Source organism: Rhizobium sp. P1_E6 (genome assembly GCF_056405875.1).
This window is the reverse complement of record NZ_JBFUBG010000062.1, coordinates 1-13095: the sequence shown is the minus strand read 5'-3', so window position 1 is coordinate 13095 and position 13095 is coordinate 1. Positions and strand designations below refer to the sequence as shown.

Annotated in this window: 15 protein-coding genes and 1 tRNA gene; 6 read left to right on the top strand and 10 right to left on the bottom strand. The window is 60.6% G+C overall.

Translation table 11 applies throughout. From position 1 onward, the window contains the following. The first annotated feature begins 226 nt into the window (after positions 1-226). Positions 227-370, top strand: a complete 144-nt coding sequence (locus AC1D35_RS24035) for a hypothetical protein (RefSeq protein ID WP_162747593.1) — start codon at positions 227-229, stop codon at positions 368-370. A gap of 108 nt (positions 371-478) precedes the next feature. Here the strand turns inward: AC1D35_RS24035 and AC1D35_RS24030 are convergent, their stop codons facing one another. The 6 genes from AC1D35_RS24030 to AC1D35_RS24005 form a co-directional block, all read right to left on the bottom strand. Continuing rightward, positions 479-1342, bottom strand: a complete 864-nt coding sequence (locus AC1D35_RS24030) for an SDR family NAD(P)-dependent oxidoreductase (protein ID WP_113309120.1) — start codon at positions 1340-1342, stop codon at positions 479-481. After that, the gene (locus AC1D35_RS24025; protein WP_113309119.1) at positions 1339-2124 is read right to left on the bottom strand and encodes a hypothetical protein; all 786 of its coding nucleotides are present in this window, start codon (positions 2122-2124) and stop codon (positions 1339-1341) included. Before AC1D35_RS24025 ends, AC1D35_RS24030 begins: the two co-directional genes overlap by 4 nt. A 113-nt stretch (positions 2125-2237) precedes the next feature. Further along, positions 2238-2825, bottom strand: coding sequence for a protein-S-isoprenylcysteine O-methyltransferase (locus AC1D35_RS24020; protein WP_113309125.1), 588 nt, complete (start codon positions 2823-2825; stop codon positions 2238-2240). Between the two features lie 60 nt (positions 2826-2885). Beyond that, positions 2886-3470, bottom strand: a complete 585-nt coding sequence (locus AC1D35_RS24015) for a hypothetical protein (protein WP_477940348.1) — start codon at positions 3468-3470, stop codon at positions 2886-2888. 156 nt (positions 3471-3626) lie between these two features. Next, positions 3627-3749 (bottom strand): ABC transporter, encoded by a 123-nt coding sequence (locus tag AC1D35_RS24010; protein ID WP_113298940.1) that lies wholly within the window; start codon positions 3747-3749, stop codon positions 3627-3629. 367 nt (positions 3750-4116) lie between these two features. Continuing rightward, on the bottom strand, positions 4117-4713 hold the full coding sequence (locus AC1D35_RS24005) for a L,D-transpeptidase (RefSeq protein ID WP_113298942.1): 597 nt from the start codon (positions 4711-4713) through the stop codon (positions 4117-4119). Positions 4714-4923: 210 nt separating this feature from the next. On the opposite strand from AC1D35_RS24005, the gene AC1D35_RS24000 reads away from it, so the two are divergent. The 4 genes from AC1D35_RS24000 (at position 4924) to AC1D35_RS23985 (ending at position 8945) form a co-directional block, all read left to right on the top strand. Continuing rightward, complete coding sequence (locus tag AC1D35_RS24000; protein WP_113298954.1) at positions 4924-5679, top strand: 3-oxoacyl-ACP reductase FabG; 756 nt, start codon at positions 4924-4926, stop codon at positions 5677-5679. Positions 5680-5839: 160 nt separating this feature from the next. Next, a complete protein-coding gene (locus AC1D35_RS23995) occupies positions 5840-7033 on the top strand; it encodes a succinylglutamate desuccinylase/aspartoacylase family protein (protein ID WP_113312311.1) in 1194 nt (397 codons plus the stop codon). A gap of 167 nt (positions 7034-7200) precedes the next feature. Further along, positions 7201-7464, top strand: coding sequence for a helix-turn-helix transcriptional regulator (locus AC1D35_RS23990; RefSeq protein ID WP_477854458.1), 264 nt, complete (start codon positions 7201-7203; stop codon positions 7462-7464). A 158-nt stretch (positions 7465-7622) separates the two neighbouring features. Beyond that, the gene (locus AC1D35_RS23985) at positions 7623-8945 is read left to right on the top strand and encodes a virulence-associated E family protein (RefSeq protein WP_113310789.1); all 1323 of its coding nucleotides are present in this window, start codon (positions 7623-7625) and stop codon (positions 8943-8945) included. A gap of 445 nt (positions 8946-9390) precedes the next feature. Here the strand turns inward: AC1D35_RS23985 and AC1D35_RS23980 are convergent, their stop codons facing one another. Together AC1D35_RS23980 and AC1D35_RS23975 are read right to left on the bottom strand one after the other, a co-directional pair. Continuing rightward, a complete protein-coding gene (locus tag AC1D35_RS23980) occupies positions 9391-9654 on the bottom strand; it encodes a DUF982 domain-containing protein (protein ID WP_113298946.1) in 264 nt (87 codons plus the stop codon). A gap of 287 nt (positions 9655-9941) precedes the next feature. Then, complete coding sequence (locus tag AC1D35_RS23975) at positions 9942-10952, bottom strand: putative sulfate exporter family transporter (RefSeq protein WP_113310790.1); 1011 nt, start codon at positions 10950-10952, stop codon at positions 9942-9944. Positions 10953-11054: 102 nt separating this feature from the next. Between AC1D35_RS23975 and AC1D35_RS23970 the strand changes: the two genes are divergently transcribed. Then, complete coding sequence (locus AC1D35_RS23970) at positions 11055-11927, top strand: LysR family transcriptional regulator (RefSeq protein ID WP_113310791.1); 873 nt, start codon at positions 11055-11057, stop codon at positions 11925-11927. 14 nt (positions 11928-11941) lie between these two features. Here AC1D35_RS23970 and AC1D35_RS23965 read toward each other — a convergent pair. Together AC1D35_RS23965 and AC1D35_RS23960 are read right to left on the bottom strand one after the other, a co-directional pair. Next, positions 11942-12018 (bottom strand) — tRNA-Arg (locus tag AC1D35_RS23965). 188 nt (positions 12019-12206) lie between these two features. Next, positions 12207-12989 carry a sugar ABC transporter ATP-binding protein gene (locus AC1D35_RS23960; protein ID WP_113298949.1) on the bottom strand — a complete coding sequence of 261 codons (783 nt, stop codon included), beginning with the start codon at positions 12987-12989 and terminating at the stop codon, positions 12207-12209. Between the last annotated feature and the right edge of the window lie 106 nt (positions 12990-13095).

Here is a 13095-nt window from a genome sequence, read left to right as displayed (position 1 = left end):
CCGTCAGTATATTTACGTTTACTGCCGGCGCATTTACCGTTTCGTACTTCCGTAAAGTCTAATATTCTGGCTGAATGGGCTGATGAGAAACCGGCCCGTCATGCCAAGCGCTGCAAGACATGCCTGGAGAGCGCTCCTCGCGAGCGCGGCTCTTGCTGTTCCTTTGACCATGGCTTGCGCTGACGATATTGCGCCCGGAAAAGGCAATCGCATTCAGAACGAGGTGGTGAAACCAGCTCCTCATGATGGACAGCTGACGGCGCCGCGCCTGAGTGCGAACTGGTGGCTGCGGATCAGGCTCGAGGCACCGCAGGCCGATCAGCCGGATGGTTCGAAGCAGGTTTTCGCGCACCGCACCGACCAGCAATGATCCCGGGCGTTGCAGCCTCAGCTGAAGCGCTGCACGTCCAGCTGCAGGCACGAAGGACGCCTTAACTCCCAGAGCCTACGCATCGGGCTTTCCGAAGCCGATTCCGGTTTAGGGGCCAGTGCCGTAGTGCTCGTCTCTTGCCGTAGCGCTCGTCTCTGGCCGATGGGGGCTCGGATCCCTTTTGCGGCGCTGAGCCCGGCCGATCAGGCGCAGGGCCACCGCGGAGGGCAAGATTCTCGCAATGAAGGCGGCGAGCTTCGAGGAGATGCCGGGAATGACGAGGCGGCGGCCGGACTTGAAACCCTGCCATGCCTGCTCGGCCACATAATCGGCATCGAGCTTTGGCAGAACCTTGAAGAGGGCGGCCCGGTTGGCGCCGGATTTTTCAAGGAAGTCGGTCGAGACAGGGCCGGGGGCGACGCAGGTTACCGTCACACCGAAGCGGCGCACCTCCTCATGAAGGGCGGTCGAGAAGGCGCGCACGAAATTCTTGCTGGCGTAATAGAAGGCCATGTAGGGGCCGGGCGCGAAACCGGCGACGGAGCCGAGATTGATGACGCCGCCGCTGCGGCGCGCCACCATGCCCGGCAGGAAGCGCAGGGTCATGTCGGCGAGTGCGCGGATGTTGACGTCGATGATCCCGAGCTGCTCATCGGCGGGCAGGGTGGTTGCCGCGCCGCGCAGCCCGTAGCCGGCGCTGTTGACCAGAACGCTGCAGGCCAGTCCATTCTCGGCGAGATAGGATTCCAGGCGCGACGATGCATCCGCAGAGGCGAGGTCGAGTTCGATCGTGAAGGTTTCTCCGCCGGCCTGCGTAATCTCCGTTGCGGCAGCCGCGAGGTCTTGGGGGGAGCGTGCCACGAGCACCACGATATTGCCCTCGCGCGCCGCGACCCTGGCAATGGCCCGCCCGATGCCGCGGGACGCACCGAGAACGACGACAGCCATGCGCAGCTCGGCGCTTTCGCTCATGGGGCAAGTCCCGCAATCGATATGCCGGCGGGCTTTCCCGCCTGCGGCAGCGCCCTGACCTCGTCGGTGACCTCGCCGTTCAGGATCTTTTCGAACCGCTCCAATGCCCGAGCAATGCTGGCGCCATCCATGACGCGGTGGTCATAGTGGATGCGCACGGTGACCGTGCCGTCCGCATCGATCGGGCCGTAATTCAGCAGCGTGGTGAGCGGCGTCAGCGGATTCAAGGATTCGGCGCCGAGGCCGGAATAGACCGAGAGCTGGAACGTGCCGAAATAATGCCCGCGCCGTTTTGCCAGGTTGAGCCCGAGCCACATCGTGGACCAGCGGAGCAGGGCAGGCGCGCGGGCAAGTTTGAGCGAACGCCGGAAGTCCTTGATATCGCCGATCGGCAGCGAGCGGGCTTCGCGGATCAGCTTTTCCAGCTCGGGAATGGGGCGCTGTTCCGGCCCCTTTATCTTGCTCAGGAGAACGATCCGCTCGCCCTCATGCTCGCGCTCATGGGCGATGGAGGCCACGCTTTCAGGATATTCGTAGAGCTGATGAAACGGGAATTTGATATAGGCGCGCCGGAGATCCGGGGTCTCCTTCGAGAGCAGCGCATAGCCTTTCAGGAACAGCACGGTCCATGACGGGCGCGGATCGCAGGCGCTTCGGGCATCCAGCAGCGGGTGGATATTCATCTGCCGCTGCACGGTGACGCGCGGGATGCCGATCGAAAATCGCATGAGATCTCCGACAAGTCGCCTTGCCGGCGAAAGCCTTATTGTTCGTCCCTTCATCGTGCCTCCCCTAGAGCGCCGCGCGTCCATTCGGACGCACAAAGGACGCTCTATCTCCCTGTTTTCACGCAATTCCGGACGCAAAACCGTTACACGCTTTTGCTGGAATTGCTTTAGTAGAGATAAGGAATGATCCGCTTGGTTTTGTCCATATAGGTGCGATACTGAGGGCCGAAAACGTCCAGCATCATACGCTCTTCCTTGTCCACCCGCAGGAAGAACAGCACCGCGAAACCGACAAGGCCCGCAAGACCCGCCACCCAGTTCGACAGCAGGAAAGCCTGCGCAAGCCCCATCAGCATGAAGGAGGTGTACATGGGGTGGCGCACGAGCGCGTAGGGCCCGGCGCAGATCAATTCGTGCTTCTGGCGGATTTCCAGCGTGATGGACCAGTTTTTCCCCAGCTGCTTGTGGGTTCTGCGAAAGACCCACATTGCGAGGCAGAAGGTGGCCGCTCCCAGCACGACCGCCCACAGGTGGGCAGGGTAGTCGGCAGCTTTCGGGATGCCTGTCGCGACGTAAAATCCCGGCACGATCGCCAGCCCCGCGAGAGCCGCCGCAAGGGCTATCTTCTCCGAAACGCTCCGCCGGCTGCTGACGACGGGCACGCGTTTGCCGCGGCGCTCAAACGGGTACCGAATGATGTACCATGCGACAATTCCGAGGACCCAGACGATCTCGCCAATGGTGTGAACTGACAAGTTCAAATCGGCACCAGAACCTTTCCACGATCCGTTTTCCGGGATCGCCCTGCTTTTCTATCAACCCGTATTCATCTCCCGCAGATTTGTAATGAATTGCTGCGGACGAAGCCAGATGCCAGGCGTCTTATAACCCATATGTTTGGCGATATCGGCCACGAAGGCGTTGCAATTGTAAACGGTCGCCTCCCATAGACGGCTGCGCGCCTGGAGCTTGCGAATATAGGCGACCGTGTCGTCATATTCGGCGTCCGTAARCATCACGCGCCAGCTTGCCGAGCGGTATTGCTCCTCGAGGTCGCCATCCGTCGCGCCTGTCGTGGCGGGGACGGGAATGAAGTGGCCGATCACATAGGGAGCGGCATCTTCCGAAGCCGGGGCAAGTCCCGCAACCTCGGGACTGTTCATTCTGCCGTTCTTGTCGGCGCTGCCGAAGACGACATAGGTGTGGCCGTAGGTCAGCGCATAACGCGAGCGGAACTCGATAAAACGCCGTCCCGCTTGTTCTTGAGTCGTGGCCGGTTTTTTCAGGTCACGGGCATCGGATGTATAACGTGGCTGGGGGGCTTTGTCTTCTGACTGACACGATGATACCACAACCGCCAAAATAGCGACCAAGCACAAGCGGCTTCTTCCAAGCGCCATCAACACGCTCCATGTGCAGGCTCCTGCGAATGCGGGCCTGATGCCGGTTGATGCGCCGTTTCTGCGCCAGAATGGCAGGCGGGATCAATCCTGGCCGTTTGAGGATGTCAGAGAGAGGAAGGGCCTGTCGAGCCCTTCCTAAGTGTTATGCGAATTTTACTTGTAGACGGCCGTTGCTGCAGGCGGTGGAGCTTTCCCCTTGCCTTTGCCAATCGACCCGCAGGCACTCAGATTGGCCACCGCAAGCACTGCGAGGATCACGAATAAAATTCTGCTCATTAAGTCCTCTCCTCATCCTGGTGCAGGCCTGAAAGACTGCACCTCAAAGTTTGACGATAATCGGCACCTTGGACAGTGCGGGAGTGATGCAATGTGCAACGAATCTACATTAGCAGATACTTACCGGTGTGGCCAACCCCGCAATTTCACATGGTAAACGGCACTCAAGCATCGGCCCGAAAATCGGAATCGATTTTCGGAAAGCCTGATGCGCAAGCAAGAAACTCAGAGCGTCCTTTGTGCGTCCGAATGGACGCACGGCGCTCTGAAGCATGTCGTGATCCGTCAGGTCCGCTCGCCACGCTTCAGGCTTTCGTTTTCGCATGTCGTTATCGCAAAACCGCGGCGCACTTTTGCGCGACATGCTTTAAATGACGACTACACGCGTTCCCACCCGGGTGCGGGAGTAGAGGTCGACGATGTTTGCATTGGTCAGGCGGATGCAGCCGTTCGACACCGCTTGACCGATTGACCAGGGCGCGTTGGTTCCGTGCAGCCGGAAGAGCGTGTCCTGGCCGCCCTGGTAGAGGTAAAGGGCCGCAGCCCCGAGCGGGTTGTCTGGTCCTCCCGGCACGCCATCGGCATATTGGGCGAGCCGCGGCTTGCGCTCGATCATGTCGTCGGTGGGCTTCCACGAGGGCCACTCCGCCTTGCGGCCGATCGAGGCTTCGCCCTTGAAGCTTAAGCCTTCCTCCCCAACGGCGACGCCATAGCGCGTGGCAACGCCGCCGTCCTCCACGAAATAGAGATAGCGTGCACCCGTATCGACGACGATGGTGCCGGGCGGTTCGTTTCCGTCATAGGCCACTTCCTGCCGGCGATAGCGGGGATCGGCATCGGGGTCCCTTCCCAAAACCCGGTAGCCCAGCGGCGGGCCATCCGATGTCGTACTGCATCCATAAAGCATCAGAGCCAGGCCACCCAAAACGAGGCCTCGGCGTGTGACATCTGCCCGTTCGTCCATTTCCACCTGCCAAAGAGTTCAGTCAGATTCGATGATTCGCGATTAACGGCGTGCCGATTTTGGCCGGGACATTCGTTTCTGTGGAACTATGTGCTTGCCAGGCGGACAAGCTGCGCAACTTGCAATAGCATGCATTTTAGTCATCCATGAAACTCCTTGCATCAGGTATTCGTTTTGCAGGAGTATTAGCATATCGGAATGGACAGAACGATGAAACTTTGCCTTGAAGGAAAAGTCGCGATCGTGACGGGCGCAGGCTCCGGAATTGGAGCGGCGGTTTCCCGGCAGCTCGCTCACGAGGGTGCCGAGGTCATCGTTGCCGATTGCAATGCCGATGGCGCTCACGCGGTTGCAGCGGCAATTCGATCGGACGGCGGACAGGCTCGTCCCTTTGTCGTCGATGTGACCGACTTCGAAGGCGTGCAGAAGCTTGTCCAATTTGCCGTCGAGGAATGCGGTGGTCTGGATCTCGCCGTCAACAATGCCGGGGTGGACGGCGTTCGTGCAGCGGTCGCAGATTACCCGCTTGATGACTGGCACAGGTTGATGAACGTCAATCTGAACAGCGTCTTCTACTGCACGAAATGCGAGATCGGCGCGATGTTGAAACTGGGCGGGGGGGCAATCGTCAACATGTCTTCCGCCCTCGGGTCCGTGGGGCTGCCGACCGCGGCAGCCTATACCGCCGCCAAGCACGGGCTGGTCGGGCTGACGAAAGTTGCCGCGATCGAATATGCGAGATTCGGGATTCGGGTCAATGCTGTCGGTCCCGGCTGGATCGATACGCCCCTCCTGTCGGAGCATCTGGAGGCAGCGAGCACGCGCCGGATGGCAGCGCTCCAGCCAATGGGAAGGCGTGGCACGCCTGACGAAGTTGCAAATCTCGTTTGCTTCCTCCTGTCTGAACAAGCAAGCTTCATTACAGGAGCTCACTACCTGGTGGATGGGGCCTATACTGCGCATTAGAGCGCCGGCGTTCCATCCGGAGCCCGGCACAGGTTTGCGGAGATTAGGCGACCTTGCCAGCTCGGCAGCATACCCTAGATTGAAGTTGCGCGGGATTCTCGCGGTCGATGTACATGCCGTTGTTGTGAAGTAGATTTTCAAATCACAAAGGGCCTCCATCATGTCGGACAAATCGAAGAATGGCATCGATCGCCGCGATCTCTTGATCGCATCGATCGCCACGGTCGGCGCATCGGCTGCCCTCGCGGTCAGCGCCGGTGCCGCAAAAGCCCAGGAGGCCGCGACACCCGCTGCCCGACCGGCATCGGGAACGGTCTATACCGGCGATGTCATCCAGGGCAAAAAGGTCGTCAGCGCGCTCGACGTCGACGACCTGGAGCCCGGGCAGAAGCACTTCCTGTATTTTCAGGGCGCGCAGATGCCCACGGGGCAGTACTGGTACGTGTCCGTGACGGTCGCCAAGGGGGCAAAGCCTGGCAAGCGCGGTATCCTGACCAGCGGTGTGCATGGCGACGAAATGAGCAACATTCACACGGTCCAGACCGTGATGAACCAGCTCGATCCGGCGCAGATGTCGGGCACGGTCATGGCGGTCACCGACATATCCCGCCCGGCCCTTGAAAGCATGCAGCGCAGGTGGCCCAATCAGGGCAGGGGCGTCGATCTGATCGATATGAACCGGGAATGGCCGGGGAACGAGAACGGCGCCTCCGCGCCCAGCCGACATGCCGGGCTTCTGTTCAACCGGCTGCTGCGGCCGAACGCCGATTTCGCGATCGACTTCCACACCGGAACAACCGGGTTCGAAGTCACCGCATTCAATATTGGCGGCATGGATGTGCCCGAGGTCAAGGCAATGGTGGAGCTCTATCCCGTCGGCCAGATCTTCGACAACCATGTCTATCCCGGTGTCCTGCACAACGCGTTCATGGACGTGGGCATCCCCTCCTTCACGCCGGAGATCGGCGCTGCCCGCGTTCTGGACATCGAGATGATCTCGCTCTTCGTCGAAGGCACGATGAACGTCCTCAAGAATCACGGCATCGTTGCCGGGCCGATGGGCCGGACAGGCAAGGACGTGAATGTCTTCGTCGGCAACAGCGCGTTCCCGATCCTGGCAACCCAGGGCGGGATCGTCGAACATCTGGTCAAGCTCAACGACAAGGTCGAACCCGGACAGAAGGTCGCCATCCAGCGCAACAGCTTCGGCGAAGTGGTGGCGGAATATACAAGCGGCGTGGCCGGAGAGATAACGGGCCAGCGCAGCGATGCAATGTCCGAGCCCGGCAACCCCCTGGTCTTCATCCTCTTCCACAAGGCGGCGCTGGAGGGCGCGGAGGCCTATCCCGAATAATCTGCCGTTTCTGCATCGTCTGGAATCCGGGCGCGACAAAAGATCAATTTTCCCGTGAGGTCGCAGAAACTGCGCCGGCGCAATGCATCGGCGATGCTCATGTCAACATCCCAACCGTTTCCAAATAGCTCTGGGGAGGTCCGAAGCATTCCAGAAGGAAACGGTCGATGACATCAAGGATTCTCCGCCGCCCGGAGGTTCAGAACAGGACGGGCCTTCCCACCTCCACCCTCTATGCGATGATTGCCGACGGGCGGTTTCCGCAGCCGGTGAAGATCGGCAAGCGGGCTGTCGGCTGGGTGGAAGGGCAGGTCGAGGGGTGGATTGGTGAATGTGTGGCAGGTTGCGCAAGGCGCGACGTCACCTTCTCCCCAGCGGGGAGAAGGTGGCCCGAAGGGTCGGATGAGGGGGCCACGGATGCCGACGGATGACGCAGTCGAACATTACTGACGTTTCGTTTCCGGATGGGCTGAGAGGGAAGAGATTCTCCTGTGGTTAGCCTCTTGCCCGGAGCCCCTCATCCGCCCTTCGGGGCCCTTCTCCCCGCTGGGGAGAAGGGGGAAACCCCACATCCCACGCGGAAAATCTCATGCCACCTGTGACTGCACATGCGTCGCCGCGCGACTGGCTCGCCATGCTCAAGACGAATGACAAGGGCAATCCCCATCCGGGCCTCACGCTCAATTGGACCGTGATGCTGGAGCACCACCCCGACGCATGCGGAATGCTCGCCCTTGATGAATTCAGCGGCCAAACGATGTTGCTTGCCCGCCCGCCATGGGATTTGCGACAGGGCGACTGGAAGCCTCGTCCCGTCGGAAACAACGACCTTGCAGAAGCGGTCGAATGGCTGGAAGGGTTCGGCCTGACGCCGAGGGTTTCCAATATCAATCCCGTTATCGACAAGGTCGCCGGGCGGCATCCCTATCACCCTGTGAAAGGCTGGCTGTCATCGCTGCCGGCATGGGATGGAAGGAGGCGCGTCGACACTTTCCTGACCTCTCATCTCGGCGCTGATGACACGCCCCTGAACCGTGCCTTTTCGCGCAAATGGCTCTCAGCGCTCGCCAGACGCGTCTTTCAGCCAGGGTGCCAGTTCGATCACGTGCTGACCCTGCAGGGCAAGCAGGGCCTCGGAAAATCGTCGTTCGGCCGGGCGCTCGTTCCGATCGAGGAATGGGTGACCGACGGCGTGACGGTGGGCGACGGCGCGCGCGAAGTGATCGAGAACACGCGCGGGCGCTGGCTTGTCGAGCTTGCGGAGCTTGCCGGCCGGTCGAACCGGGAGATCGATACGATCAGGAAGTTCATCACGGTTCGCATAGATAGCGCGCGCGGGGCGTATAAGCAGAGGGTCGACGACGTGCCGCGCCAGTTCGTGTTCTACGCCACGACGAATGCCGACGAGTTCCTGACGGACACGACGGGCAATCGCCGCTGGTGGCCGGTCAGGCCCACCGCGATCGATATCGCGGCCATCCGGGCCGACCGCGCGCAGGTCTGGGCCGAAGTCATGACGATCTACGAGCGCGAGCCGCTGTGGCTGGATGACCCGGCATTGCGGGCCGACCTTGAAACCCTGCACCAGGGCGTGATGGATTTCGGCCCCACCTACGAGATCATCCGCGACCTGATCCCTCCCGGCGACATGAGGCTGACCTGCGCGGACATGCGCAAGCTCTTGACCGGCGGAAGCGAGGATGCAAGCCGCTTGCCGGCCGGCTGGCACAAGAACCTGCAGAGGGCGCTTGTCGGACTGGGGTTCAAACCGGACTCGAAGCCGGTCAATCGCGGCGGGCGCACCGTGCGCGTTTATGTTCGTGGCGATGAGGACGGCCTGCCCTGGGCAAGATGGGTCGATGGTCGCATCGAGTTCGAGCATGGCCTGCGAAGGCGAGACGCGATTTTCTAGAATGTGCTCCGTGAGTGCAGGAAGCCGCCCTTCGGAGCGGCTTTTTTGTGAGCCGGTTCGCGGAATTGCTGACAGCGGTTACGCATTCCTGCGCAGATGTCGTAATCTTATTTCGGTAATAATTTCAATTATTTATGGCTGTGATTACGCAATTACGAAGACAATGCGAAACACAGGCGGAGAAGAAGACTGATGTTACGAGCTGCCGTTCGCATATTTCCATGAGAAACAGAAACACGCCGTAATCTCGTAATTCTGTAATCGTCGATTTTAAGCCGCTGATTTTATTAAGGAAATACTCCTACGAAATGTGCAGCGGAATTGCGGTGATTACACGGGCCCGGTATGAGGCCGCCATTGCCGCGAAAGCGAGGGCCGGCGAGGGGCGGTTTCCCGCTCCGTGGCTTCCACACGCCGCATCCTGCCAGGTCAAGAAACGGCCGGCTCAGTGCAATACGGCGATGGCGGTAATCCCAGCCTCCTCTGCAGCGCGAATAATCGCCGCTCTCAATTCCCAAGGGTCAGCGTTGCCATTGACGACATCGATACAGATCCTGATCGCCGCAAGAAATTCCTCCCCGTCATCGCAGGGGAATTCCTTCATGAGCGCGTTGGCGGCTCCAATCGCCGTTCGGACGGACAGGAGCCTGTCCGGATTGTGAAGTATCAGGATCACGGGATCGAATTCGATTGGGGTGTCCCATTCCATGACACAATACTCCCGATGGGATGGCGTATTGTTAACGAAGCAAGGGGTGTGCCAGGGGAGGTGGTTTATGCGGAACGGGGCATGCGTTCGATGAAACCGGTTGCCTGCCAGAAGAGGTGACCGCCGCATCGCACCGCTTGCGCTGCCCTCAATCGGCTAGCGGGTCGCGTATCAGCAGCGTCCTGATAAGCAGGGCAGTGAAGTCGGCAGTGGGATCATCGCTTTGGTTTGTCTCAAGCGAGAAATGCCGCTCAAACGTGATCGCCGCCGAGAACGACCGGGAGCCGTCAGTTTGCGTGAAGGAGGAGAAGTCCGGCGAGGCTCATCGAGCCGAGCGCGAGCATCGAAAGCACGCCTGCAAGAAGAACCCGGCCCCCCGAGGAGAAAACGGTCCGCATGTTCACCGAAAGGCCGAGTGCGGCCATTGAAACGATGGTGAGATAGGTCGAGCCTGTCTTCGCCGCCCCGACCAGGTCGTCCGGGATCAGGTCAAGAGAGCGGAGGATCATCATTGCGAAGAAACCGAGGATGAACCACGGGACGAGGTGGGTGAGCGAGAGGGGCGCTGCGTCGCCTGCTCCCTTCTTCAACCGCAAAAGCAGGACGACGGGGCCGAGCATCAGAACCCGCATGAGCTTGACCAGAGTTCCGATCTGTACGCTGACAGCGCCGATGGGAGCTGTGGCGGCAAGCACCTGCGGGACAGCATAGACCGTCATGCCGGCAACCACACCATATTGCCATTCGGTAAGATGGGTCGCGGAGAACAGGGGCGGGAGGACGAGAACGACAACGATGCCGAGCGCGGCCGTGAAGGCGATCGATGCGGCAACGTCGTCGGACCGCGCTCCGATCACGGGGGCAGCCGCCACGATCGCCGAGTTGCCGCAGATCGAATTGCCGCAGGCTACCAGGGTCGCCAGACCGTCGTGGAGGCCGAGCAGCCTGCAGATGCTGTAGCTGATCATGAGGGACGCCAGCACGGTTGCAACGACGACGAGGATCATGGTCGATCCGGCACTGACGACGGTCGCCAGGCTTGCCGATGCTCCGAGAAGTACGATCGCAACCTCCAGCAAGATCTTGCTGGAGAAGGAGACGCCCGCTTTCAGGACGGGAGACAGCCCGAAGGCCGTGTGGAAGACGGTGCCCAGAATGATCGCGATCACGAGCCCGTCCAGAAGCTCGGCACCCGTTGCAGCCTTTTCTCCGGCCACTATGCCTTGAGACGCCACTGTGATTGCCACTGCAAGCAGCGTCCCGGGAATAATTTCTACAAATCTTGGAACGGACGACATGTTTCCTCCAATGCGATGGGCATTTGAAGGTTAAGCTTCCACTCTGTTTTGTTCTATCGAATAATATTTGACATTTCATTCGTATGAACAGAATGATTCCGCATGACTCTTGAGCAGCTATCAATCTTTGTCGCCGTGGCCGAGCGCGAGCACCTGACCCAGGCCGCCGCAGCCCTTCGCCTCACGCCCTCCGCCGTCAGCGCTTCGATCAAGGCGCTGGAGAATTTCTACAGCGTGACGCTGTTCGACCGGGTCGGAAGGGGCATTCAGCTGACGCGGGAGGGAAGGGTGCTTCTGCAGGATGCGAAGGAGACGCTCGCCCGCGTGAAGATGACGGCGGCCGTCCTCTCCGAACTCGGTGGCCTGAAGACCGGCGACCTGGATATCCACGCCAGCCAGACAATCGCGAACTATTGGCTTCCGCCGCTTCTCCTGAAGTTCTCGCAGGCCTATCCGGGCATAAGCGTCAATCTGACGATCGAGAACACGGCGAAGGTGGCAGCCGCCGTCATTGCGGGCGATGCCGAACTGGGATTCATTGAGGGTACCCGGGACGAGCCCGCTCTGGCGGCAACCGCAATCGCCGACGACCGCCTGGTTCTGGTCGCCGGATTGGAGAACGCCAACGAGATCGATCGGGAGAATCTCGGATCTCAGCGCTGGATCTTGCGGGAATCCGGGTCGGGCACGCGATCCGTCCTCGAGGAAGCGCTGCGAGCGATAGGCGTCTCGCCTTCGTCCCTCGACGTGGCCCTCGTCCTTCCGTCCAACGAGGCCGTGCTCTCCGCTGTGCGCAGTGGCGCATGTGTGACTGCCCTATCAGAGGCGATTGTCACGCCATTCATCCAGAACGGCCAGTTGCGCGCTGTCGAGGTCGAACTCCCGCCTCGTCGGTTCACGCTCCTGCGGCACAAGGAGCGCCACCGCACGGCACCGGCGCGTGAGTTTGAGGCGTTTTGCCGGGCTAATGGATAGAGCGAAACGAAAAATGGCGCACCCGACAGGATTCGAACCTGTGACCTTTGGAATCGGAATCCAACACTCTATCCAGCTGAGCTACGGGTGCATGCCTGACGAAATGAATCGTCGTCCGATGGGTGGTTCTTAGCCTAGCTTTGGCTCTGCTTCAATCGCGAAGTTCACGGAAAATCTGCGACTTGGGTTTTAAAGCGATTTCCGGCCAAGCTGTTGCCGAAATGAAAACTCCGCCGGGCCTTTGGGGCGGCGGAGTTGGCTTGTGGAGCAATCGATCGATCAGACCTGCATGGCGCCAGGGCCGGGGATGGCCTTCGGGGGCACCTTGCCGAGGATGATCATGCCGAGGACTTCGTCCTTGGTGACATCTTCGGTACGGGCGTGGCCGACGACCTGGCCGTTTTTCATCACCGAGACACGGTCCGCGAGGTCGAAGACGTCGTGGATATCGTGGCTGATCAGGAAGATGCCGATGCCTTCCTTCTTGAGCTGCTTGATGAGCTCGCCCACCTGCGCCGTTTCCTGGGGCCCGAGCGCTGCCGTCGGCTCGTCCATGATGAGGATGCGGGCGTTGAACAGGATGGCGCGGGCAATCGCTACGGACTGGCGCTGGCCGCCGGAGAGTGCCTTGACCGGCTCCTTGAAGCGCTTGAAGTTGGGGTTCAGGCGGCCCATCACCTCGCGGGCGGAATGTTCCATCGCGACGTCGTCGAGCGTGCCCCAGCGGGTCTTCAGCTCGCGGCCGAGATAGAGGTTGGCGGCGGCGTCGACATTATCGGCGACGGCGAGCGTCTGGTAGATCGTCTCGATGCCGAACTTCTTGGCATCGCGCGGATTGCGGATGTCGGCCGGCTCGCCGTCGATCAGGATCTCGCCCGAATCACGCTTGTAGGCGCCGGAGAGGATCTTGATCAGCGTCGATTTGCCGGCGCCGTTATGGCCGAGAAGGGCCACGACTTCGCCGGGATAGAGATCGACCGAGGCATTGTCGACCGCGTGGATACCGCCGAAGGAGATCGAAATGTTTTTCAGTTCGACAAGGGGAGAGCGTTGTTCAGCCATGGTTCGTACTCCTCTTACTTCGCACGGGAGCGATAGACAGTGTCGAGCCAGACGGCAATGACGAGCACCGCGCCGACGACGACGTTCTGGATGGGCGTATCGACAT